This is a genomic window from Mesorhizobium sp. B3-1-8, assembly GCF_006439495.1.
GTDB lineage: Bacteria > Pseudomonadota > Alphaproteobacteria > Rhizobiales > Rhizobiaceae > Mesorhizobium.
On the sequence record NZ_VFTK01000015.1, the window covers coordinates 29,136 to 51,892 of the forward strand.

Here is a 22,757-nt window from a genome sequence, read left to right on the forward strand (position 1 = left end):
CAGCTCAGGCTGGCGCCTTCGATCGGAGCGCCAGCAGCCGTTCCGCTTCCGCTATCACCTCAGCCGCCGTGATCTTGCCGCTGGCCGGCGCCATCAAGGTCGACGCAAACCTCCCGCGCGGGCCGGTGAGACCCGGTTCCGTCGCCAGGAAGATGGCGACCGTCGGCAGGCCGAAGGCGCTGGCGAGGTGGGTGAGGCCGGTGTCGGCGCCGATGACCAGCGTCGAACGGCCGAGGAGCGCGGCGATGTCCGCGAGCGGCGATTTGGCAACCAGCACCGTCCCTGGCACGGCACCGGCAACGGCGTCCGCCACTTTCTTTTCCGCCTCGTTCGACCAAGTGACCACCGGCGTGAACTGCCGGTCGGCCAGCTGGTGCGCGGTTTCGATCCAATCCTCGACCGGCCATTTCTTGTCCTCGCGGCTGGTGCCGTGCAGCAGGAGGGCGGTTCTGCCTTCAATGCCGGCCGGATTGCCCGCCGGCGGCACGATGCCGGAGTCGAGCGTCGACAGGTCAGGCTGGTAGCCAAGCGCCAGCCCGAACAGCCGCCTGGTGCGCTCAATGGCATGCAGGTCGCGCGGCACGGCATATTTGCGCTGATAAAACAGCGTCGCCGATGGCTCGCGGGCGCTCGCCCGATCGAAGCCGGCAATCGGCGCGCCGGCCTGTATGGCGACCAGGGCCGACTTCAACAAGCCTTGGGCGTCGATGACGAGATCGTAGCGGGGGGCGCGCAGCGCTTTGCGCAGTCCGGCCATCTCGCGCCATGTGGTGCCGTCGAGAAGCCGCTTGCGCCAGCGCCGGACCGCCACCTTGTGGATCACTCCAATGGCCGGGTGCAGCGCCACGATCCCGGCAAACGCCTCCTCCACGCACCAGTCGAAATTTATGTCGGGGCGGTTGCGCACCGCGTCCTCGACGGCGGGAAAGGTGTGGATGACATCGCCCATCGACGATGTCTTGACGATCAGCACTTTCATGCGGCCGCCGGAACCTCGAGCAAGCGGTCGGCCGCGGCTGTAACGCGGGTGACATCGAGCGTCTTCAGGCAGTTGAGATGGCCGAGCGGGCAGACCTTCTTGTGGCAGGGCGAGCAGGACAGATGCAGCCAGATCAGTTCGGAGCGGTCGCTGAGCGGCGGCGTGTTTTGCGGCGAGGTCGAACCGTAGACGGCCACGATCGGGGTGCCGACGGCGGCCGCGACATGCATCAGTCCGCTGTCGTTCGACACCGCAAGCTTCGCCGCGGCGATCAGGTCGATGGCGTCCTCCAGCCGCGTCTTGCCGGCAAGGTCGACGGCGCCCGGGGCAAGTGCTGCGATCTCACCGGTCACGTCGGCATCGTTCTTCGAGCCGAGCAGGACGACGCCCAGTCCCCTGGCCATCATGTCCCGGGCAAGCCCGGCATAATGATCGCTCGGCCAGCGTTTTGCCGGGCCGAACTCGGCGCCGGGCATGAGCGCCACGAATTTCTCGCCCGCCAGCCCGAAGCGCGCCAGCAAATCCGCCTGGTTGGCCTCGTCGACGGTAAGCCTCGGCGCGCGAAAGGTGCCGCCGCGCGCGAGGCCGAAATAGGCGTGCGCCGTGCGCCGTTTCAGCGCTTCGGGCAGCGGCACGACATCGGTCAGCAGGCCATAGCGCATCTCGCGCAGATTGCCGACACGATGCGGGATGCGGGCAAAGAACGGGATCAGCGCCGATTTCCAGCTTCCCGGCAGCACATAGGCCATGTCGTAGCGGCCGCGCAGCAGGCGGCCGAAGCGCCGCCGGCTGCGGAATTCGAGCGCTCCCGGCATCAGCGGAAAGTCGATCTGGCTGCGTATCTCGGGCATGCGCTTGACCAGTGGTGCCGCCCAGGCCGGCGCCAGCACGTCGATGGCGGCGTGCGGATGCTTTTCCTTCAGCGCCGCAAACAGGCACTGCGCCATAACCATGTCGCCCACCCAGCGTGGGCCGATCACGAGGATCGTTGGGCCTTCAGCCATTCGACATAGTCCCTGACGCCGGTTTCGACTGTACGGAATTGGCCATTGTAGCCGGCCGCGCGCAAGCGGGACATATCAGCCTGCGTGAAACTCTGGTAGCTGCCCTTGAGGTGATCGGGAAAGGGGATGAACTCGATCTCGCCCTTGCCCAGTGTGTCGATGACCGTCTCGGCGATGGCGCGGAACGGCTGGGCGCGGCCGGTGCCGCAATTGAAGATGCCGCTCGTGCCGCGTTTCCACAGCCACAGATTGACCTCCGCCACGTCGCCGACATGGATGAAGTCGCGGCTCTGCTCGCCGGGGCCGAAATCGCCATAAGCGCCGAACAGCTTCGGGTTTTCGCCGCGTTCGACCTGGTTGAAGAGATGGAAGGCGACCGAGGCCATGGCGCCCTTATGCGCCTCGCGCGGTCCATAGACGTTGAAATAGCGCAGGCCCGCGACCTGCGAATGGTCGGTGTCGAAGACATTGCGGCGGACATAGTCATCGAACAGTTTCTTGGAATAGGCGTAGACGTTAAGCGGCCGCTCTAGTTCGGGCTCCTCGCGAAATTCGTTACCGCCGCCATAGACCGACGCCGAGGAGGCATAGAGGAACGGCACGCGCAGGGCCAGGCAGGCATGCAGCAGGCGCTTGGAATAGGCGTAGTTCACCTCCATCATGAACTTGCCGTTCCATTCGGTGGTGGTCGAGCAGGCGCCTTGATGGAAGACGGCCTCGATGCGGCCAAGCGCGCCGTCCTCGATCCGGGCGAGAAAATCGTCCTTGTCGAGATAGTCGGCGATGCGCAGGTCGGCGAGGTTGGCGATCTTGTGGCCGTCGGTGAGGTCGTCGACGACGACGATGTCGTCATGCCCCTCGGCGTTGAGAGCGGCGACGATGTTGGAGCCGATCATGCCGGCGCCGCCCGTGACGATGATCATGCTTTTCAGCCTTGCTCCGTTGCCGATTCCGGCCCTTATAGGGGAGGTGGACGGGAGTGTCGATAAAGCAGGCGCTCCGGTGCATCACAGTGAAGCCGCAAAAGCTCCCGCTTCAGTAGGCATTCGCTACCCGCAGTACCATGAGGGAACCAAGAATGCCGTCGACAGAGCTGCTCATCGCGTTTTTCGCCACGACCGCGATTTTCGCCTATATCCCGGGCCCCGCTATGCTCTACACCGCGGCGCAGACCATGGCGCGCGGGCGCTGGTCGGGGTTGACGGCGGCGCTGGGCATCCATCTCGGCGGCTATTTCCATGTCTTCGCTGCCGCCGCTGGCCTGTCCGTGCTGTTCCACGCCGTGCCGCCGCTCTACATGGCGGTCAAGCTCATCGGCGCGCTCTATCTGATCTGGCTCGGCGTTTGTCTCTTCCGCAAGCGCGCGGATGGCGAGACGGCGCTGCCCGCGATCGAGCGGAAATCGGCCCGCCGGGCCTTTTTCGAGAGCATCACCGTCGAGGTGCTCAATCCCAAGACGGCGATCTTCTTCATGGCGTTCCTGCCGCAGTTCATCGACGCTTCGGCGGCGTTGCCGGTCTGGCTGCAGTTCGTGGTGCTGGGAACCATCGTCAATCTGATGTTTTCCTCGGCCGACATCGCCTGCGTGTTCCTGGCCGGCGCGATGATCGCCCGGCTGCGGCGCTCGGGCCGAGCGCAGCGCCTGATGCAGCGGGCGGGCGGCGCCGTGCTCGTCGGGCTCGGCGTTCATGTCGCCCTGCAGAAGAGCTGATTGCGCAGCCATCTCCGGCTTGGGTCCGCGTCGGGCCTGCCGTTGCGCTCGCCCGAATTGCGGTATATCGGCATCGCCTTGAGTAGCCCACGCCACAATTCCGGCGCTGAAACCTAATCAAGTCCGGCCGTCTTCAGGCAGACCTCGAGTGAGATGATCAAGCACAATCCGCCTTCTCCGGAACCTTTGCATCGCACCATCGCCCGGTTCGGCGACGTCACCGTGCTAGTGGTGGGCGATTTCATCCTCGACCGCTTCGTCAGCGGCGTGATCGAGCGTATCTCGCCGGAAGCCCCCATCCCCGTGCTGCATGGTAAGGGCGAGTCGCTCAACATGGGCGGCGCCGGCAATGTCGTCTCCAACATCGTTTCGCTGGGTGCTGCCGCCATACCCGTGTCGGTGATCGGCGCCGACCAGGCGGGTAACAATCTGATGCGCATGCTGGGCGACATCGGCGTCGACACCGATGGGCTCCTGCAGCGCCAGGACCGCATGACCTCGTCGAAAAGCCGCTTCAGCGCGCTCAACCAGCAGGTGCTGCGTTTCGACGAGGAAGAGATCAAACCGCTCACTTCCGCCGAGCGGGCGAAGCTTATCGATCACTTCCAGGCCGCGCTTGGCCGCGCCGACATCGTCATCCTCTCCGATTACGGCAAGGGCATCCTGCTCGACGGCGTCGCCGGCGAGCTGATCGCGATCTGCCGCGATGCCGGCAAGCCGGTGCTGGTCGATCCGAAGGGGCGCGATTACGCGCGCTATGCAGGTGCTACGGCAGTGACGCCGAACCGCGAGGAGCTTGGCGAGGCGGCCGGACGCAAGGTGTTCGGCGACGACGAGATCGTAGCCGCGGCGCGCGACTTGATTGCCGCGCATGATTTCGAGTTCATCGTCGCCACGCGCAGCGAGAAGGGCATGAGCGTGGTCTCCGCCGAGGATGCCCGCCACATCTCCACCCAGGCGCGCGAGGTGTTCGACGTTTCCGGCGCAGGTGACACGGTCATCGCCAGTTTCGCGCTGTCACTCGCCGCCGGCGCCGACCGGGTGCATGCCGCCGTCATCGCCAATGCCGCCGGCGGCGTCGTGGTGGGAAAACGCGGCACGGCGCGGCTGAACGTCGAGGAACTGTCCGGCGCGTTGTTCCGCTCGCATGGGCCGACGTCTCATACCGATGCCATTCTTGACGCCAATGCGGCGGCCAGGATGGTGGCAGCCTGGAAGGAAGAGGGGCTGACCGTCGGCTTCACCAATGGCTGTTTCGATATCCTGCATGCCGGCCATGTCAGCCTGCTGCATGCCGCGCGCAGCCAGTGCGACCGGCTGGTGCTCGGCCTCAACAGCGACGCCTCGGTGCACCGGCTGAAAGGGCCGGGGCGCCCGGTCAACAACCAGCATGACCGCGCCTGCGTGCTGGCCGCGCTCGCGTCGGTCGATGCCGTCGTCGTCTTCGAGGAAGACACGCCGCTGAAGCTGATCGAGGCGCTGTTGCCGGACATCCTGGTCAAGGGCGCGGATTACACGGTCGAGACCGTGGTCGGCGCCGATGTCGTGCAGAAGGCGGGCGGGCGCGTGGTGCTGGTCGATCTCGTCGCCGGCAAGAGCACGACGAACACGATCGGCAAGCTGCGTGCCGCAAACTGAGGATCTCATGTCTGACTTGAACGATTATCTTGTCCGCTCCGCGGCGGCGATCTCAGCGATGGTCGAGCGCGACCTCACCGCGGAAATGGAGCGCGCCGTCGCGACCGTCGTCAAGGCGCTGTCGCAAGGCAAGGCGCTGCTGATCTGCGGCAATGGCGGCTCGGCGAGCGACGCCATCCACATCGCCGGCGAGCTGGTCGGCCGCTTCCTGAAGGAACGCAAGGCCTATAACGTCATCGCGCTGCCGGCCAACGCCGCGGTGCTGACGGCTTGGGGCAACGACTACGGCTTCGACACCGTCTTCTCGCGCCAGGTCGAGGCGCATGGTTCGGAAGGCGCGGTGCTGCTGGCCATCTCGACCAGCGGCAATTCGCCGAGCATCCTTGCCGCGGCCGAGCAGGCGAGGGCGATGGGCATGACGGTGATCAGCCTGACCGGCGAGACCGGCGGCAAGCTCAGGCCGCTGACCGACATCCTGCTCAACGTGCCGTCGACCTCGACGCCGATCATCCAGCAGGGGCATTTGTGCCTCTATCATCATCTGTGCGAGGCGGTCGAAGCGCGTCTCAGCAATGGCTGAGGGCGAGTCCGCCTTTCCGCTCGTCGAGCCCGGCCTATGGGTGGAGCGGATTGGTAGCAAGGTCTTTGCGGCCGGCCGACCGGCGCTGTTTCTCGACCGTGACGGCACCATCAATGTCGATACTGGCTATCCCGACAATCCGGCCGATGTAGAGCTGCGCGACGATATCATACTTGCCATCGAGGCCGCGAACCGGCGCGGGATTCCGGTCGTTGTCGTCACCAACCAGTCCGGCATCGCACGCGGCTATTTCGGCTGGGATGCGTTCGCCAGGGTCAACGAGCGCGTGCTCGGCCTCATGGCTGAACAAAACGCGTTTGTCGACATGGTTCTTGCCTGCGCCTACCACGACGCCGGCAAGGATCCGCTAGCGGTTGCCGACCATCCGATGCGCAAGCCCAATCCGGGCATGCTGCTGGAGGCGGGCCGGCGGCTCGGCCTCGATCTCAAGCGATCGCTGATCGTCGGCGACAAGCCGGCCGATATGGAAGCCGGCCAGCGCGCCGGCCTTGCGCGTGGCTGGCTGGTCGACGGCGAAGGCTCGACGATGGACGGGCTCTCGGTTTTGCCGTTGCGCGGCGCTCATGACCTTGAGGCGCTGCTTACCGCGATACGGTCGCTCTGATCGCGGTTTGATTCAAAGCCCCGAGCTAAACCGCTTGTTTTTGCAGGTGAATTTCCGGAAGCCGGCACATTAAGTCGGAAAAGCCACCAGGCCCTCATCCTTGACGCGACGGATGGTCAAGGCGGTGCGCACGGTGTCCACATTAGGCGCCGAAGCCAGCTCCTCGATGACGAAGGTCTGGAAGGTGCCGAGGTCGCTTGCCACGCAATGCAGCAGGAAGTCGGATTCGCCCGACACCATCCAGGCGTCGCGCACGATCGGCCAGCCGCGCGTGCGCTCGGCGAAGGCTTTCAGTTCGGCATCGGCCTGATGATGCAGACCGATCAGGCAGAAGGCGACGACATCCATGCCCAGTGCCGGGGCGTTGAGAAGCGCGCGGTAGCCGCGGATGATGCCGGCCTCTTCCAGCCGCCTGACGCGGCGCAGGCAGGGCGGCGCCGAGATACCGACCCGGTTGGACAGTTCGACATTGGTCATGCGGCCGTCGCCCTGCAACTCGCGCAGGATCTTCCAGTCGATGGCGTCGAGATCGGCTTTCAGCGGCATGAAGGGCTTTCGCGCAAGAATCTTTCGCAATTTTGTAATTTGGTTTCGCGCCGGAGGCCATAGCTTTGCGATGATTTTCTCCCTGTTTTGAGGCATGCCGTGATCCCAGAGCCGCGCATATCTCTGGACGACATGCATCGGTGACGGGCGGCGATATGGCCCGATATGCAGGGGATGAAGCTTTCCGGGGACGAAAGCCAACCTGCCTTGCTGGTCCCACGGGCAACACTTACATTACGCGCGACAACCACGGCTGCGCGCCGCAGGGGACTTTCATGAACACCAAACATGCGCCCGTTCTTATCATCGGTTCCGGCCCGGCCGGCTACACGGCGGCGGTCTACGCCGCGCGCGCCATGCTGAAGCCGATGCTGGTCGCCGGCCTGCAGCAGGGCGGCCAATTGATGATCACTACCGACGTCGAGAACTATCCCGGCTTCGCCGATCCGATCCAGGGCCCCTGGCTGATGGAGCAGATGCTCAAGCAGGCCGAGCATGTCGGCACCGACATCATCAACGACATCATCACCGAGGTCGACCTCAATGTGCGGCCGTTTCGCGCCACAGGCGACTCCGGCACGGTCTACACGGCGGACGCCTTGATCATCGCCACCGGCGCGCAGGCCAAGTGGCTGGGCATCCTGTCGGAGCAGACCTTCATGGGCTTCGGCGTTTCGGCCTGCGCCACCTGCGACGGCTTCTTCTATCGCGGCAAGGACGTCGCGGTGGTGGGCGGCGGCAATTCCGCGGTCGAGGAGGCGCTCTATCTGTCGAACCTCGCCAGGAGCGTCACCGTCATCCACCGGCGCAGCGATTTCCGCGCCGAGCGCATCCTGCGCGAGCGGCTGCTCAAGAAGGACAATGTCCGCGTCATCTGGGACACGGTCATCGACGAGATCACCGGACGGCCGGGCAAGGCGCCGCTGCCGCCCTCGGTCGAGGGCCTGACGCTGCGCAACGTGGTGACCGGCCAGGAATCGAAGCTGCCGGTCGACGGCGTGTTCGTCGCCATCGGCCATGCGCCGGCGGTGGAACTCTTCGCCGGCAAGCTGAAGCAGAAGCCGAACGGCTATCTGTGGACGGCGCCCGATTCCACCCGCACCGATGTGCCCGGCGTCTTCGCCGCCGGCGACGTCACCGACGACGTGTACCGCCAGGCGGTGACGGCGGCCGGGCTTGGCTGCATGGCGGCGCTCGAGGCGGAAAAATATCTGGCGGGCATCGAGGTTCACCGCGAAGCGGCGGAATGACAGATCGGCTGAAAGAAGCCGTTTAAAAGCCTGATTTTTCATTCAGACGCCGAAGGCAACGCGAGGGGAATCATGGCGCTGGACTGGGACAAATTACGCGTATTTCACGCAGCGGCGGAGGCTGGGTCGTTCACCCATGCCGCGGAGACGCTGCATCTGTCGCAATCGGCTATTTCGCGGCAGGTCAGCGCGCTGGAGCATGATGTCGGCGTCGCGCTGTTCCACCGCCATGCGCGCGGCCTGGTGCTGACCGAGCAGGGCGAGATGCTGTTCCGCACGGCGCATGACGTGCTGATGAAGCTGGAGACGATCAAGACGCGGCTGACCGAGACCAAGGACCGGCCGTCGGGCGTGCTCAGGGTAACGACCACGGTGGGCTTGGGGGCCGGCTGGCTGACCGAACGGGTGCAGGAATTCATCGAGCTCTATCCCGAGATCAGCCTGCAGCTGATCCTCGCCAATGAGGAGCTCGACCTCACCATGCGCCAGGCCGATTGCGCGATCCGGCTGCGCCAGCCGCAGCAGCCCGACCTCATCCAGCGCCGGCTGTTCACGGTGCATTTCCACCTTTACGCGGCGCCGTCCTATATCGCCAAGTTCAGCAGGCCGGCCTCGATCGCCGAGCTCAGAAACCACCGCATTGTCACCTTCGGCGTGCCGGTGCCTTCGCATCTGTCGGAGCTGAACTGGCTGGAGACTGTCGGCGATTTCGAGGGCGCGCAGCGGGTGCCGACGCTGCAGATCAACGACATCCTGTCGATCAAGCGGGCCGTGCAGGGCGGCGCCGGCATCGCCATGCTGCCGGACTATGTGATCAATAAGGACTCGAACCTGGTGCAGTTGCTGCCTGAGACCGAGGTGCCGTCCTTCGATACCTATTTCGCCTATCCCGACGCGATGAAGAACCAGGCGAAGCTGCACGTTTTTCGCGATTTCATCATCGCCAAGGCCCGTAGCTGGTCTTACTAAAAGCGCCCGGCCTAGAAACTACTGCCCGCGCCACGGCGTCAGCCGTGGCAGCCAGCCGGGGACGGCGCGGCGGTAAGTTTCGTATTCCGCGCCATAGCGGTTGGCGAGCGTCGGCTCTTCGTAGACCTTGACGAACGAGACCATCGCCGCGGCGGCGATCAGGCCGTAGACCAGCACCGCCCAGCTCGAAAAGATCAGCGCCTGACCAAGGATGATCGCCAGGACGGCCACGTACATGGGGTTGCGCACATGGCGGTAGATGCCGCCGACGACCAGTTTCTCGGTCGGCGCCACGGGAGCGGGCGTGCCCAGGCCCTCGAGGGCAAAATGGGCAAAGGCATGAAGCAGGATGGCGGCGGCTCCGACCACGAGAAGCGAGCCCGCAGGCACGAAGCCCGGCAGAGCCGACAGAGGTTTGCGATAGCGGTCGGTCAAGAGCCATGGCGCCAGGCCGGCGACGACGCCGGGCGCAACGACAAGGAACAGCGCGCTGCCGGCGATTGCCGAAAAAATTCGCATCGTCGGTCTCCTGCCGTAAAAATAAACTCGGCTTGCCGAAATCGACATCATTTCGCCGATTCGCATATTTCCGAGCAAAATCAGCTCGATTTTGCATTTAAGCAGTCGCCTTAGGGCCGGAAACGCACCGGAATCGGCGATTTTTCTGGTCCTATGGGTTCCAGGAATAGGTTGGACCACAGCCTGCGTCTTTTTGCATGCGTGTGTTGCAAAATAGATGCTTGTTTCTTGGGCATGATGAGCACATATATAGTGTCATCTCCAGGGCGCGTTCTCCTCCCATTAGCGCCCTCGAGTGTTCCCCTCTGGAGGTTAGCCCTAATCGGCACTTCCAATCAACTCAGCCGGATCTTTATTGATCCGGCTTTTTTGTTGCCCGCGTGCCTTCGAGCCGGGAAAAAAACGACTGGATCCACCACGTAACAGTGACATGTAACATCGGGTAACATGTCGCGGACGAACTCTATGGTTTAAGTAGAGGATAGGACGCGGTTGGTCGGTTCGGGAGATGGGGGCATCACTCGGAAGACCGGGCTCAGGCAAGCACCGCGTCCGAACCATTTTTCCGGATGCGGCGGACCAGCCGTTGCCTCCCAGGAAAACGGTCCTCAATAGGAACGGCGTCCGGATCATCCGGACGCCGTTTTCATATCTTCAACAGAAGTCTGCGACCTGCTCAGGCGGCTTTGCCGTTGGCGTTCATTGCCTCGTCGGCGAGCCGGCCGGTGAGCTCGGCCATGTGGTCGAAAGCGGCCTTGTAGCTGGCGACGCCGGCGGTCGCCGAGCGCAGCTCGATGATCAGGTCACCGATCTCGGCCTGCGGCATGGTCGCCTCGACGACGTCCCAGCCGGGCCAGTCGGGCCTTGCATCATAGCCGAGGATCTGGCCGCGCCGCTGCGGGATCAGCGCGATGATCTTCGAGGTCGCGTCCGAAGGCGTGACGATCTCGACCTTCATCACCGGCTCCAGCAGGACCGGCGAACAGGCGGTCATGCCTTCCTTCATCGCGAGCTTCGCCGCCATCTGGAAGGCCATGTCGGAGGAGTCCACGGCATGGTAGGAGCCGTCCGACAGGTTGACGGCGACGTCGACAACCGGGAAGCCGAGCGGGCCTGTCTTCAGGTAGTCGCGGATGCCGGTCTCCACCGACTGAATGTAGGTTTTCGGCACCACGCCACCGGTGATGGTGTCGGAGAACTGGAAGCCGGATCCGCGCGGCAGCGGCTTGATCTCGATCACCACGTCGCCGAACTGGCCGTGGCCGCCGGACTGCTTCTTGTGGCGGCCGCGCTGCTGCGCTGCTTTGCGGATCGTCTCCCGGTAAGGCACCGCCGGGGCATGACCCTCGATCGGGATCTGGTTCTTGCCCTCGAGGCGCTCGCGAACCACGCGCAGATGCATTTCGCCGTGGCCCGACAGGACGGTTTCGGCGGAATCCTGGTTGTGGCGCAGGCTGAGCGATGGATCCTCCTCGGCAAGCCGCTGGATCGCCGCGGACATTTTGACCTCGTCCTTGCGCTCCTTGGGGCGAAGCGCGAAGGCGAAGACAGGCTGCGGCGGTTCCAGCGTGACCAATGGCCGGATGCCGCCCTTGGCCGAACTCAGCGTCTGGCCGGTCTTGACGTCGTCGAGCTTGCCGAGCGCGACCGTGTCGCCCGCCTTGGCGGATGTCAGCTTCGTCTGGTCCTTGCCGAGCATCTTGTAGATGCCGGAAACCTTCGCCGTGTCGCCGTTGGAAAGGAAGAGCTCGGCCGCGTCGGCCAATTGGCCGGAAAGCACGCGCGACACCGAAAGCTTGCCGCCATGCGCAGTGTGGATGGTCTTCATCACCTGCACCACCGTCTGGCCGTCCGGCGCGCCAAGGCGCTTCCTGGTTGCCTCGACATCGGGCGCGTCGTGGCGAATGGCCTTCAACAGGCGCAGCACGCCATTGCCCTTCTCGGCCGTGCCGATCAGCACCGGCGTCACCGCGCCGGCGCGCAGGTCGGCCGAGAGATCATCGAAGATCGCATCCTTCGGCGGCTCGATCTCCTCCAGCAACTGCTCCATCAGGTGATCGTCATGGTCGGCAAGCGTCTCCAGCATGGAGAACCGCGCCTCCAGCTCGCGCGCCTTGTCGTCGTTCGCGATGTCGGCGACCTGGCTCTCGGCATATTCGCGGTAGATGTAGGCGCGTTCCAACGCCAGATCGATCGAGCCGATGACGACACCGTCCTTGCGCACCGGAATCTGGCGCAGCAGCAGCGGCACAGAACTTGCCGGCTGCAGCATCTTCAGCGTGTCGCGCACGCCCATGATCGCCTTGTCGACCTTGTTGAGGAACAGGATGCGCGGAATGGCGAGATCGTCGAGCTTGCGCATGATGAGCTGGAGTGCCGGGATCTTCTTCTCGTCGGCCTCGGCGACGACGACAGCGAGGTCGCAAGCGGCAAGCACGGGTTCGGCCTCGAAGGCGAATTCGATGGAGCCGGGGCAGTCGACGAAGGTGATCTGCTCGCCCATGAAATCGGTGGTGGCGAAGGTCGCCTCGACGCTCATGGCGTGAGCGCGGGCCTCGGGCGAATGATCGGAAACAGTGTTGCCCGACGAAACTGGTGACTGGCGGGGAATGGCGCCCGTGCGGGCGAGTATGGCTTCGAGAAGTGTCGTCTTACCGCTTGCGAAGGGACCGATTATGGCGATGCATTTCGGTCCCGTGCGTCGTCCTCCGGCGCGAGTACCCATGGCTGACCTCCACTCAGGCGTTTCCCAAGAGAGCGATCAGCAAAAGTGGAAACCGGTTTTGCGTCCGATCGCACCCTATGCAGAGCGGCGGCCGGCCTGTTCGGCCGTCGCGGGCGGGGTTTATCCACCCCTTCCCAAAGCCATCGTCACACGGGTTCGCCGGGAGGGCAAGAAAAATAGGATGTTCGCCGGCTTGGAGTCGTCAGGCCACCATTTCCTATGTCAGGCCGTGAGGGCGAGCGGTTCGCGGGCGGCTGCACACAACGCGCTTGCCTTGTCGCGCGGCGCGGGCTTGCCGAAGAAATAGCCCTGGAAACGGCTGCAGCCGGCGGTCCTGGCGAGGGCGAATTCCTCCGCGGTTTCGACGCCTTCCGCGACGATGGCAATGTCCTGGATGCGGGCGATCTGGGCAAGTGCGGAAACGAAGATCTGCGCCACCTGGTCATGGGCGAGGCTGCGGATGTAGGAGCGGTCGATCTTGACGCTGTCGATGGGCAGCGACTTCAGATAGTTGAAGCCGCAATGGCCGGTGCCGAAGTCGTCCAGCGCAATGTGGAAGCCGAGGCCGCGCAGCGCCTCCAGGCGCCTCAGAACCTCGGGCGTCGCGGCCGTCGCCACCGTCTCGGTGATCTCGATGATGAACTGCGATGCGGACCGGCCGGTTTCGCGCAGGATCCGGTTGCACATCGTCACGATCTCGTCGCGCTTCAACTGCTCGCCCGAGACGTTGATCGAGATACGCCGTCCGGGAAAATGCCCGACATCGGCACAGGCGCGCTTGAAGACCCACTCGCCGATCATGTCGATCAGCGTCGAGCGCTCGGCGATCGGGATGAATTCCGCCGGCGAGATCAAACCGCGCACCGGGTGACGCCAGCGGATCAAGCCTTCCAGCGCGTCGACCGAGCCGTCGGGATTGACGATCGGCTGATAGTGCAGCTCCAGCTCGCCGAGATAGACCGCGGCGCGCAGTTCGCGTTCCACCAGCCGGCGATAACGCTTATCCGACAGCATCTCCTCATCGAAAACAGTGATGCGGCCGCGACCGGCGGCCTTGCTTTCGTAGAGCGCGAGATCGGCCAGCAGCATCAATTCAGCGCCGTTCGAAGCATGCAACGGCGCGAGCGCGACGCCCACCGAGATCGACAGGGGAATGATCTTGCCTTCATGCCTCTTGCCGGCACGCATCGCGTCCAGCAGCCGGCGCGCGTCCTTGTTGATAATGGCGACGTCGCCATGCGGAACCATGATGCCGAACTCGTCGCCGCCGAGCCGGCCGATGACGCCGTCCTCGAAGATGCGCTGGGCTTCCGCGACCAGGTGCGCCAGCGCCAGATCGCCGAACTGATGGCCGAACGTGTCGTTGAGCTGCTTGAAATGATCGAGGTCGATCAAAAGCAGGCTTGCCTGGCGACGGTTGCGCAAGCCACCCAACCAGTCGCCCAGCGCTTCGATGAAATAGCGCCGGGTCATGGCCCCGGTCATGGCATCGACGGTGAGAAAGCGATGCTTCTCGGCCTCGGCATCCGCCGCCGATTGCAGGCGCTGGACGACGCTCGCGCGCATATACATCAACACCAGAAGCGCCATTAAGGTCGATGCCACCGATACCACCAGCGCGCCTGCGCGGGAGGCGTTCTCCGTCAGCGCGAAAGCCGCAAGCCAGGTGGCGGCGATGCTCATCACGAGCAAAGCCTGGATGCCGCGATAGATACGGCCGCTGTGATCCTTGATTGTCGCCAAGATACTCATGTCCGCGCCCCCACAGCACGCGACATGGCTAGGGCTTCAGCCGTTAACAAACACTGAGTTCGGCGACCGTTCCGCGGCATTAATCAGCGCCGGATTGAGCGGTGGCGTTTTATGGTTAAAAAGCAACGATTTATGACAGTTTGTTGACCGGCTAACGAGCCTCTATCGCGGGCCTCGACGCGGTCGTCAGGCGGCTGAAAAGGCCGGTTGCGTCAACAGCGCATCGGGATGAAACTGCTTCGCAAGACGAGGCAGGAGCGGTTCACCCGTCTCGCGGAAACGGCGAAACGCTCCATCTCTTTGTTTTTACGCAATTCCGGACGGAAGGTTACGGCGAAGGCGCCGAACTTAACCGCTCACACTTTTCCTGGAATTACTCCAGCGAAGCATTATTCGAGAAGGATTGGACGATGAAGATCATTGCGTGCGGCTCAGTGCCGACAGTCATCGCGCCGGACAAATACTTTACCGGGCGCGTGTTGCAGACGCCAATCGTCGAGAAGGAGGCGCCGGCAAGGCTCAGGGCGACGCTGGTCAGCTTCGAGCCCGGCGCACGCACGCATTGGCACACGCACCCGCTCGGACAGACGCTCTATGTCACCTCCGGCGCCGGGCTTGCCCAGACCTGGGGCGGACCGATCGAAGAGATCAGGGCAGGGGATGTCATTTCCTTCGCGCCGGGCGAAAAGCACTGGCATGGCGCCGGGGCGAAAACCGCCATGGCCCATATCGCCATGCAGGAGGCGCTGGACGGCGTCCATGCCGACTGGCTGGAAGCGGTCACGCCGGAGCAATATGGCGGCTAAGGCCAACAAAAAACCCGGCCGAAGCCGGGTTCTCCAATGTGACAACGTGGCGTCGATCAGGTCAGCGACGCGGTAAAGCGCTGGATGCGCGTGCAGGCTTCTTCCAGCAGCGCGTCCGAGGTGGCGTAGGAGATGCGGAAGTTCGGCCCCAGCCCAAAGGCCGAGCCGAACACCACCGCGACGCCTTCGGCCTCCAACAGTTCGGAACAGAAGGCTTCGTCGGTGTCGATGACCTTGCCCGTCTTGGTCTTCTTGCCGATCAGCTGGGCGCAGGACGGGTAGACATAGAAGGCGCCTTCCGGCGACGGGCAGGAGATGCCGCGCGCCTGATTGAGCATAGAGACGACTAGGTCGCGCCGGCCCTGGAAGATCGCCTTGTTCTTGGCGATGAAATCCTGCGGCCCGTCGAGCGCCTCGACGGAAGCCCATTGCGCGATGGTGCAGGCGCCCGACGTCTGCTGGCCCTGGATCATGTCCATCGCCTTGACGAGCGGCACCGGGCCGGCGGCATAGCCGATGCGCCAGCCGGTCATGGCATAGGCTTTCGACACGCCGTTCATGGCCAGCGTGCGCTCATAGAGGTTCGGCTCGACCTCGGCGATGGTCTTGAAGACGAAGTCGCCATAGGTCAGGTGCTCATACATGTCGTCGGTCAGCGTCCAGACATGCGGATGCTTGAGCAGCACGTCGGCCAGCGCCCTGAGCTCGGCCTCCGTGTAGGCGGCGCCCGAGGGGTTCGACGGCGAATTCATCAACAGCCATTTGGTCTTCGGCGTGATCGCCTTTTCCAGCACTTGCGGTGTGAGCTTGAAGCCGTTGTCGATCGAGGTGTCGGCGAACACCGACGTGCCGCCGCAGATCGCCACCATTTCGGGATAGCTCACCCAGTAGGGCCGCGGGATGACGACTTCGTCGCCGGGGTTCAGCGTCGCCATGAAGGCGTTGAACAGGATCTGCTTGCCGCCGGTGCCGACGATGGTCTGCTCCGGCCGGTAGTCGAGGTTGTTCTCGCGCTTGAACTTCCTGGCGATCGCCTCGCGCAGCGGCACGATGCCGGAAACCGGCGGATATTTGGTCTCGCCGCGGCGGATCGCCTCGATCGCCGCGTTCTTGATGTTGTCGGGCGTATCGAAATCCGGCTCGCCGGCGCCGAGGCCGATCACGTCACGGCCGGCATTTTTCAGCTCGCGCGCTTTCTGCGTCACCGCGATGGTCGCGGAAGGCTTAACGCGGGAAAGGGCGTCGGCGAGAAAGGCCATGACAAAATGTCTCCTAGGAAAGCGGCCAGGAGCGGCCGCGGCGCCTCTCATGTCGCATCGTGGCGCGGAGCGCAAGCATTGTGCGATGAGCCAGAGGTCAAGGAGGCGTGAGCGGCAACGCTAAATTCATCAACGGCCGGTAAACCCTTGGCTGGCAGGATCGCAGATCGGATTGCGCCTGTTCGCGGAGCGAGAAACCTTGTCGCGCAGCATCGGGCTTGCCCACCTCATCCGTCATGATGACGGCACCTCGACCGGTGTCTGGGGCATCTATACGCTGCAGAGCGCGTTCCAGCCGATCTTCGCCTTCAAGGAGGGCAAGCTTTCGGTCGCCGCTTTCGAGGGGCTGATCCGGCCGTTCCGCGACGGCGAGCCGCAGTCGCCGGGGACATTTTTCGGTACCTGCCCGGCGGCCGACCGGCTGCATATCGAGGCGCTGACGCGCACTCTGCATCTTCTGAACGCCGGCGCCTGCCTGCCACAAGAGGCGTCCATCTTCGTCAATTTCGATCCGTCGGTCTTCACGGATCGCAGCATCGCCGACAAGGCCCTGCGCGACATGCGGCTGGTGCTGCACGAAGCCGGCATCGATCCGCGCCGTATCGTCTGCGAGGTCACCGAGCAGAAATCGGCCTCGCAGGAAACGCTCTACGATTTTGTCGAGGCGTTGAGGGCCAACGGCTTCCGCATCGCGGTGGACGACTATGGCGCCGATGAATCCGACATCAACCGGATCAAGGAACTCAAACCAGACATCGTCAAGTTCGACGCGCATTGGATCACCCATCTGATGGAGTCCGGCGCGGGCTTTGCCTTGCTGACGGCGATGGTGCAGAGCTTCGAGAACCAGGGCATCCGCACCGTCTTCGAGGGCATTGAGGAAGGCTGGCAGCTGGAGCTTGCCGAGAGGTCTGGCGCCTCCATGGTGCAGGGCTATGTGCTTGCCCGGCCGGAACTTGCCCCCACCAGCTTTGGCGTTTTCAGCAAGGGCACGCAGCAGCCTTCGACCGGAGACAGCAAGGCATCGGCCGCCGCAAGCCCGGCGGCTCCAACGCCGCACGGACGGCCGGCAAGGGTATTCGGGCGCAAGGTCACGCCATGAGCGGACAACCAGACAGGCGGCGCAACGTCGCCGAGGCGATCTTCGCCGACGAGATCGGCCTCCAGTTCGGCGTTTATGGCGAGTTCCGGCTGTGGAGCGCCTATCAGCCGATTTTCGCGCCGGAGGGCAGGGTGCTCAGAGCCGTCGCCGTCGAGGGGCTGATCGAGCCGCGCCGCGTCGCGCAGCCGGTAGCCTCTTCGGTCTTCTTCGGCGGCATTCCCGCGCCCGACCTTCTGTTTGTCGAAACGATGTGCCGGATGCTGCATCTCGGCAATTATCGCAACATCGGCGTCGAGGGATTGACGCTGTTCTTCAACTATAATCCGACCATCAACGACCATCTCGGACGGGCGCTCGCCGAGATCCGGCTGATGACCAGGCATCTCGACGATCTGGAGCTTGAGCCCAGCCTGCTGGTCTGCGAGATCACCGAGCAGGCAGCCGACGACCAGGTTCTTGCCAGCCTGGTGCGCGAAATGCGGCGCGATGGCATCCGCATCGCCATCGACGATTTCGGCACGGGGCATTCGACCGAGGCGCGCATCGATCTGCTTGCACCCGACATCGTTAAGATCGACGGCGCCTGGTTTGGCGAGCTCTGCCGCCATGCCGCCGCTGAACGCTTCTTCCGGCCGTTGGTGGCGACGCTGCACGAGCGCGGCGCCAAAGTGCTGGTCGAAGGCATCGAGAACGCACAGCATTTGCGCGTCGCGCTCGAGGGCGGGGTCGACCTTTTGCAGGGTTTCCATCTCGCCCGTCCGGCGCTCGCCGGCACGATCTTCAAGGAAGAACCGCTTTCCGTCGACGCCCTGCTCGGCGCCGGCAACAAGGTCGTGCCCCTGCATCAGCATCGCTGATGCCGACCACAAAAAGACGCATCAGCATCGCTGATGGTTCTTCTCAAAAACAAATCACTGGATGAGACCCAACCCCGCGCGCTAGAGCCTTCCGGCAAGACTCGAGAGGGCAAGAGGCATGATCCTTTACGACATGGCCGACAGCGGCAATTGCTACAAGCCGCGGCTGTTGATGGCGAAGCTCGGCATCCCCTTCACCCGGGTCGAGGTGAGCTCGCATACCGGCGAGACGCGAAAGCCAGACTATGTCGCCAAGAATCCGAATGCGATGGTGCCGATGCTCGAGCTCGACGACGGCAGGCGCATCGCCGAGAGCAATGCCATCCTACTTTATCTTGGCGAAGGCACACGCTTCCTGCCCGCCGACAAGTATGAACGCGCTCTGGCCTACCAATGGCTGTTCTTCGAGCAATACAGCCATGAGCCCTATATCGCGGTGCGCAAGGCGCTTTTGACTTTTCCGGAGCGGGCGAAGGACGCGACGGCGGAACGATTGGCGCAGACGCTGGAGCGCGGCAACAAGGCGCTCGGCGTGATGAACCAGCATCTGGAGCGGAACGAATTTTTCGCCGGCAACGCCTATAGCGTCGCCGACATTGCTTTATACGCCTACACCCACACCGCCGGAATGGGCGGCTTCCAGCTCGACGCCTATCCGGCGGTCGCCGCCTGGCTGAAGCGGGTCGAGGCGGACAAGGGGCATGTGCCGATCGAGTGGGTGCCTTAAGGCAGCGCCGGCGATTGGCTAAAACTTTGGCGGGAGCGTCCTTCTCCCCGACACTATACGGAAAGAAGATGGCGGCAGCCAGATGAGGGGCGGCGCCAGCTTTTGACGTTAATTTGCGATCTGGAGGGGCGGAGCGAACAACGCTATTCCCGATCCGTCGCGCTGCCCCTCATCGCCCTGCCGGGCACTTCTCCCCGTGAACGGGGAGAAGGAGGCCAATCGCCAAAATCCGGACAACAAAAAAGGCGGGCAATGCCCGCCTTCCTCTGCCGGTAGCCTGATCGGGAGCGTCTGGTCCGGGCTGGCAGCTATCTGCTGTTCCAGCTTGTCGGGTCTTTTCGCTCCGGCGCGCTTCTCGCGCGACCGTCAGTACATCCGTGACTTGCCGCGCGCCCCGAACCTTCGTCCGGCGCGCGCCTTTGCTTAGCCGCATTTCTGCAACGCCAAGCGATTCCGCTTGGCTGCAAAATGCTTAAGCCAAATCAGGCTGCCTTGCTAAGAGACCCAGCAGCGGACTTGCCGGTGCGGCGGTCCTGCTCGATCTCGAAGTTGATTTTCTGGCCTTCGGCGAGGCTGGTCATGCCAGCGCGCTCGACAGCGGAGATGTGGACGAAAACGTCCGCGCCGCCATTGTCAGGCTGGATGAAGCCGTAGCCCTTGGTGGCGTTGAACCACTTGACCGTACCAGTTGCCATGTAAAATGCCCTTCCACATTTGCTTTCGTTTGACCAGACCCGAAGTCCGGCCGGTGGTATCGAAATTTTGGAGACGTCAGCAAACGCGAGGGATCGCGAGGCCCGATCGATCGGCCAAATTCAATGGCCCGCATATAGGACAGTTTGCGAAGGAATACAAGACGGGTTGCAGGCGCGCTGCTCGCGGTTGCATGGAAGTTTTGACAGCGGCCGCGCGTTGTGGAGGGATGAGATGCTTGCCGTTCCATGGAGAGGAACCATGAAGACCGTTTTGCTTGCCGCCTGCTTCCTGCTGCTGGCCGCCGAGGCGCAGGCGGTGTCGCGCTACGATCCGACGCGCATGAGCTGCGACCGGGTGCAGGCGACGATCGCCAGACAGGGCGCCGTCATCCTGCGCTACCAGTCGACGCGCGTGCCGGGGCTGCCGCTTTACGACCGCTACGTGCGCGACGAGCGCTTCTGCAACGCGGGCGAAGTGAGGGCGCGCGCCTACGTGCCGAGCGCCGACATCAGGTCCTGCATGGTCTATGTCTGCAAGCGTCCGGATTTCGACCGGCGCTTCCGCCGCCGGTTCCTGCAAGACTAGAGCGGTTCGGCGTTTCACGGAAACGCCGAACCGCTCTATCTTCTTTGTCTGACGCAATTCCGGACGGAACGCCACGGCGCAGCCGCCGAGCCCAACCGCTATGCATTTTTCCTGGAATTGCTCTGTGTTCTCAGAACCCGAACGAGGCCTGCACGGCCGGCGGCGGGCCGACGCGCACGCCTTCCATGGCCAGCATCTTTTCCTTGGTGGCCGAGCCGCCCGGCGCGGAGAAGCCGCCGATCTTACCGCCGGCCGCCAGGATGCGGTGGCACGGAATGACCAGCGGCACCGGGTTGGCGCCAAGCGCCGCGCCCGTTTCGCGCGGAAGGCCGGCATGGCCGGCGCGCTTGGCCAGTTCACCATAGGTGGTGGTCTCGCCGAAGCGGAGCTTGCGCGCCGCGTCATAAATGGCGAGGCGGAAATCGTCGACGCCGTCGAGATCGACCGGCACGCCGGAGAAGTCGACGTCCTCACCGGCCGCATAGGCCTTGATCGAGGCGATCAGATCGACCACCCAGGACGGCTGGTCTGTCGAGGCTGAGACGCCGGGGTGGCGAAGCAGCCGGCGCTCGACAGCTTCGCGGCTGCGTTGCGGCAGGCAAAGCCGGATCAGGCCCTTCTCGCTCCAGGCGACGCCCATGAAGCCGATCACTGTTTCTAACACTGCGTGGCCGGCCGTGATCTGGGATGTGGGTTTCATGACGTATTCCTTCCGCAAAACAGCGAAAAACGAGTACATATCCAGAACAATATGGCACTTCCGCCCTGTTGTCGCCACCCGAAAACCGCCGGGTGGCCCCGATTGCCGGGTGTGAATCGCTGGTGTAAGGACTCCTTAACAACCGACAAACCGGATCCGCACGGCTTGCCCGCTAAAATCATATTCACCGCGATCGGCGTGCTCGTTGCCGCTGCTGGTCTGAGCGGTTGCACCTCGACCTCGCAGATGAAGACCGCGCCCGCGCTTGCGGAAGCCTCGACACCTGCCGCCGCGGACGACACCCCGACCCTCGCGCTGCCTGAAACGGTGGCCGTGCTGCCAGAACCTTCCGGCCTCGCGCAGGTGCAGACCGCGGCGCTGACCGGCGATGCCGTTGCGGCGGCAACCACGCCAGGCTCGCCCGCGACGCAAAGCGCGCTGTTGCCGCCACCTGCCCAGCCCGGTGCGCCCCAGTCCGGAGTAGCCTTGGCGCAGCCGGCGGCTTTCGCTGGTTCGACGCCGCTCGTCGGCCAGTTTCCGCCGCCGCCGGTGCTGACCGCCGGTGGCTCGCCGACCGGCCCGGGATCCATCAGCCGAGCGGCGGTCTATACGACCGCGGGCGTTGCCATGCCGGTCACCGGCCGGTCGGCGAAAGTCGCCCCGATGCCCGGCGTCCAGCAGGTCGCCTATGTGTTGCCGGAAAATCCGGCGCTGCTTGCGGCACCCGGCCAACCCGAGCAGCACGCCAGCGGCCCGCGCGGCGAGATCGAACGGCTGATCGAGAAATATTCCGCGATCTATGAGGTGCCGATCGACCTGGTGCGCCATGTCGTCAATCGTGAAAGCACCTTCAACCCGAAAGCCTACAACCATGGCCATTGGGGACTGATGCAGATCAAGCACGCGACGGCGCGCGGCATGGGCTATGACGGACCGGCGACCGGCCTATTCGACGCCGAGACCAATCTCAAATACGCGGTGAAATATCTGCGCGGCGCCTGGCTGGTTTCGGGCGGCAACGCCAAGCGGGCCGACATGCTCTACCAGACCGGCTATTATTACGACGCCAAGCGCAAGGGCCTGCTCGAGGCGACGGGCCTTGGCGTCGACCGCAAGCGCCGCCGCCTGCAACCCGACGCCTGAGCCGAGGGTCAGGTCGCGCGCGGCGTTCGAGACAGCGCCATGCATGAAAACACAACGCCTCGCCCGCCGGCTGCCAACGACATCCGCCTGCGCAAGCTGTTCGACGATACGCTTACCGCGCCGCACTGGCCGGAAGGTTTCGTCATGCGCGCGTTCGAGCACCGGGATGCGCAGGCTTTGCACGCGCTGCTGGAAGAGGTGTTCGACGACGGCGCCGACGGGCCGTTCGACGAATGGTGGCCGCGCATTGCCGGCGATGCGGAGTTCGATCCCGCTCTCTGTTTCCTGGCGATCGACGCCAAGGGCCTGCTGGCGGGCGCGGCGCTTTGCTGGACGTCCGGTTTCGTCAAGGACCTCGCCGTCCATCCGGAATCGAGACGGCAGGGCCTCGGCGAGGCGCTGATGCGGCAGGTGTTCCTGACGTTTCGCGAGCGCGGGGCGACGCATGTCGATCTCAAGACCAATAGTGTGAAGAACACCACGGCCTTCCGGCTCTACGAACGGCTCGGCATGATCCCGGTCGGCTGGGAAGGCTGACGCCCAAGGCGCGGCGGGCCGGATTGGAGGCTCCCGGCGCGGCGTTG

At 64.1% G+C, this 22,757-nt stretch carries 23 protein-coding genes; 13 read left to right on the top strand and 10 right to left on the bottom strand.

Annotation, left to right across the window (positions count from 1 at the left end):
- Positions 1–4: 4 nt before the first annotated feature.
- Genes waaC through rfaD form a run of 3 tightly spaced genes read right to left on the bottom strand, consistent with a single transcriptional unit; the run spans position 5 to position 2,906 of the window.
- Positions 5–979, bottom strand: a complete 975-nt coding sequence (gene waaC / locus FJ424_RS15555) for a lipopolysaccharide heptosyltransferase I (RefSeq protein ID WP_140653704.1) — start codon at positions 977–979, stop codon at positions 5–7.
- Positions 976–1,983 carry a lipopolysaccharide heptosyltransferase II gene (gene waaF, locus FJ424_RS15560; RefSeq protein ID WP_140653706.1) on the bottom strand — a complete coding sequence of 336 codons (1,008 nt, stop codon included), beginning with the start codon at positions 1,981–1,983 and terminating at the stop codon, positions 976–978. Before waaF ends, waaC begins: the two co-directional genes overlap by 4 nt.
- Positions 1,956–2,906 (bottom strand): ADP-glyceromanno-heptose 6-epimerase, encoded by a 951-nt coding sequence (rfaD, locus tag FJ424_RS15565; RefSeq protein ID WP_140653708.1) that lies wholly within the window; start codon positions 2,904–2,906, stop codon positions 1,956–1,958. The genes waaF and rfaD overlap by 28 nt, the downstream gene beginning before the upstream one ends.
- A gap of 155 nt (positions 2,907–3,061) precedes the next feature.
- On the opposite strand from rfaD, the gene FJ424_RS15570 reads away from it, so the two are divergent.
- The 4 genes from FJ424_RS15570 (at position 3,062) to FJ424_RS15585 (ending at position 6,537) form a co-directional block, all read left to right on the top strand.
- Positions 3,062–3,694 carry a LysE family translocator gene (locus tag FJ424_RS15570; RefSeq protein WP_140653710.1) on the top strand — a complete coding sequence of 211 codons (633 nt, stop codon included), beginning with the start codon at positions 3,062–3,064 and terminating at the stop codon, positions 3,692–3,694.
- A 153-nt stretch (positions 3,695–3,847) separates the two neighbouring features.
- Positions 3,848–5,332 (top strand): D-glycero-beta-D-manno-heptose-7-phosphate kinase, encoded by a 1,485-nt coding sequence (rfaE1, locus tag FJ424_RS15575; RefSeq protein WP_140653712.1) that lies wholly within the window; start codon positions 3,848–3,850, stop codon positions 5,330–5,332.
- Between the two features lie 7 nt (positions 5,333–5,339).
- On the top strand, positions 5,340–5,912 hold the full coding sequence (locus tag FJ424_RS15580; protein WP_140653713.1) for an SIS domain-containing protein: 573 nt from the start codon (positions 5,340–5,342) through the stop codon (positions 5,910–5,912).
- A complete protein-coding gene (locus FJ424_RS15585) occupies positions 5,905–6,537 on the top strand; it encodes an HAD family hydrolase (RefSeq protein ID WP_140653715.1) in 633 nt (210 codons plus the stop codon). Before FJ424_RS15580 ends, FJ424_RS15585 begins: the two co-directional genes overlap by 8 nt.
- A 69-nt stretch (positions 6,538–6,606) precedes the next feature.
- Here the strand turns inward: FJ424_RS15585 and FJ424_RS15590 are convergent, their stop codons facing one another.
- A complete protein-coding gene (locus FJ424_RS15590) occupies positions 6,607–7,083 on the bottom strand; it encodes an Lrp/AsnC family transcriptional regulator (RefSeq protein WP_140640772.1) in 477 nt (158 codons plus the stop codon).
- A 275-nt stretch (positions 7,084–7,358) separates the two neighbouring features.
- Between FJ424_RS15590 and trxB the strand changes: the two genes are divergently transcribed.
- On the top strand, positions 7,359–8,333 hold the full coding sequence (gene trxB / locus FJ424_RS15595; RefSeq protein WP_140653717.1) for a thioredoxin-disulfide reductase: 975 nt from the start codon (positions 7,359–7,361) through the stop codon (positions 8,331–8,333).
- A 72-nt stretch (positions 8,334–8,405) separates the two neighbouring features.
- Complete coding sequence (locus FJ424_RS15600; RefSeq protein ID WP_140640770.1) at positions 8,406–9,302, top strand: LysR family transcriptional regulator; 897 nt, start codon at positions 8,406–8,408, stop codon at positions 9,300–9,302.
- Positions 9,303–9,320: 18 nt separating this feature from the next.
- Here the strand turns inward: FJ424_RS15600 and FJ424_RS15605 are convergent, their stop codons facing one another.
- The 3 genes from FJ424_RS15605 to FJ424_RS15615 form a co-directional block, all read right to left on the bottom strand.
- The gene (locus tag FJ424_RS15605) at positions 9,321–9,821 is read right to left on the bottom strand and encodes an isoprenylcysteine carboxylmethyltransferase family protein (RefSeq protein WP_140653719.1); all 501 of its coding nucleotides are present in this window, start codon (positions 9,819–9,821) and stop codon (positions 9,321–9,323) included.
- Positions 9,822–10,497: 676 nt separating this feature from the next.
- Entirely contained in the window at positions 10,498–12,546 is a 2,049-nt protein-coding gene (locus tag FJ424_RS15610) for an elongation factor G (protein ID WP_140653721.1), read from the bottom strand.
- Between the two features lie 222 nt (positions 12,547–12,768).
- Positions 12,769–14,298, bottom strand: a complete 1,530-nt coding sequence (locus FJ424_RS15615; protein ID WP_140653723.1) for a bifunctional diguanylate cyclase/phosphodiesterase — start codon at positions 14,296–14,298, stop codon at positions 12,769–12,771.
- Positions 14,299–14,708: 410 nt separating this feature from the next.
- On the opposite strand from FJ424_RS15615, the gene FJ424_RS15620 reads away from it, so the two are divergent.
- A complete protein-coding gene (locus FJ424_RS15620; RefSeq protein WP_140653725.1) occupies positions 14,709–15,104 on the top strand; it encodes a cupin domain-containing protein in 396 nt (131 codons plus the stop codon).
- A 56-nt stretch (positions 15,105–15,160) separates the two neighbouring features.
- On the opposite strand, the gene FJ424_RS15625 is transcribed toward FJ424_RS15620, so the two are convergent.
- Positions 15,161–16,363 carry a pyridoxal phosphate-dependent aminotransferase gene (locus FJ424_RS15625; protein WP_140653727.1) on the bottom strand — a complete coding sequence of 401 codons (1,203 nt, stop codon included), beginning with the start codon at positions 16,361–16,363 and terminating at the stop codon, positions 15,161–15,163.
- A 199-nt stretch (positions 16,364–16,562) separates the two neighbouring features.
- Here FJ424_RS15625 and FJ424_RS15630 point away from each other — a divergent pair, with 199 nt between their 5' ends.
- The 3 genes from FJ424_RS15630 to FJ424_RS15640 all read left to right on the top strand — a co-directional run bounded on the left by FJ424_RS15630 (position 16,563) and on the right by FJ424_RS15640 (position 19,049).
- Positions 16,563–17,465 carry an EAL domain-containing protein gene (locus FJ424_RS15630; protein ID WP_140653729.1) on the top strand — a complete coding sequence of 301 codons (903 nt, stop codon included), beginning with the start codon at positions 16,563–16,565 and terminating at the stop codon, positions 17,463–17,465.
- Positions 17,462–18,322, top strand: a complete 861-nt coding sequence (locus FJ424_RS15635) for an EAL domain-containing protein (RefSeq protein WP_140653731.1) — start codon at positions 17,462–17,464, stop codon at positions 18,320–18,322. Before FJ424_RS15630 ends, FJ424_RS15635 begins: the two co-directional genes overlap by 4 nt.
- Before the next feature lie 118 nt (positions 18,323–18,440).
- A complete protein-coding gene (locus FJ424_RS15640) occupies positions 18,441–19,049 on the top strand; it encodes a glutathione S-transferase family protein (protein WP_140653733.1) in 609 nt (202 codons plus the stop codon).
- A gap of 482 nt (positions 19,050–19,531) precedes the next feature.
- On the opposite strand, the gene FJ424_RS15645 is transcribed toward FJ424_RS15640, so the two are convergent.
- Positions 19,532–19,744, bottom strand: coding sequence for a cold-shock protein (locus FJ424_RS15645; RefSeq protein ID WP_027168154.1), 213 nt, complete (start codon positions 19,742–19,744; stop codon positions 19,532–19,534).
- Between the two features lie 259 nt (positions 19,745–20,003).
- Here FJ424_RS15645 and FJ424_RS15650 point away from each other — a divergent pair, with 259 nt between their 5' ends.
- Positions 20,004–20,330 carry a hypothetical protein gene (locus FJ424_RS15650; protein WP_140653735.1) on the top strand — a complete coding sequence of 109 codons (327 nt, stop codon included), beginning with the start codon at positions 20,004–20,006 and terminating at the stop codon, positions 20,328–20,330.
- A 130-nt stretch (positions 20,331–20,460) separates the two neighbouring features.
- On the opposite strand, the gene FJ424_RS15655 is transcribed toward FJ424_RS15650, so the two are convergent.
- The gene (locus tag FJ424_RS15655; RefSeq protein ID WP_140653737.1) at positions 20,461–21,030 is read right to left on the bottom strand and encodes a methylated-DNA--[protein]-cysteine S-methyltransferase; all 570 of its coding nucleotides are present in this window, start codon (positions 21,028–21,030) and stop codon (positions 20,461–20,463) included.
- A gap of 165 nt (positions 21,031–21,195) precedes the next feature.
- Between FJ424_RS15655 and FJ424_RS15660 the strand changes: the two genes are divergently transcribed.
- Positions 21,196–22,173: a lytic transglycosylase domain-containing protein gene (locus tag FJ424_RS15660; protein WP_140653739.1), complete on the top strand. Its 978-nt coding sequence runs from the start codon at positions 21,196–21,198 to the stop codon at positions 22,171–22,173.
- Positions 22,174–22,212: 39 nt separating this feature from the next.
- On the top strand, positions 22,213–22,710 hold the full coding sequence (locus tag FJ424_RS15665; RefSeq protein ID WP_140653740.1) for an N-acetyltransferase: 498 nt from the start codon (positions 22,213–22,215) through the stop codon (positions 22,708–22,710).
- The last annotated feature ends 47 nt before the right edge of the window (positions 22,711–22,757 follow it).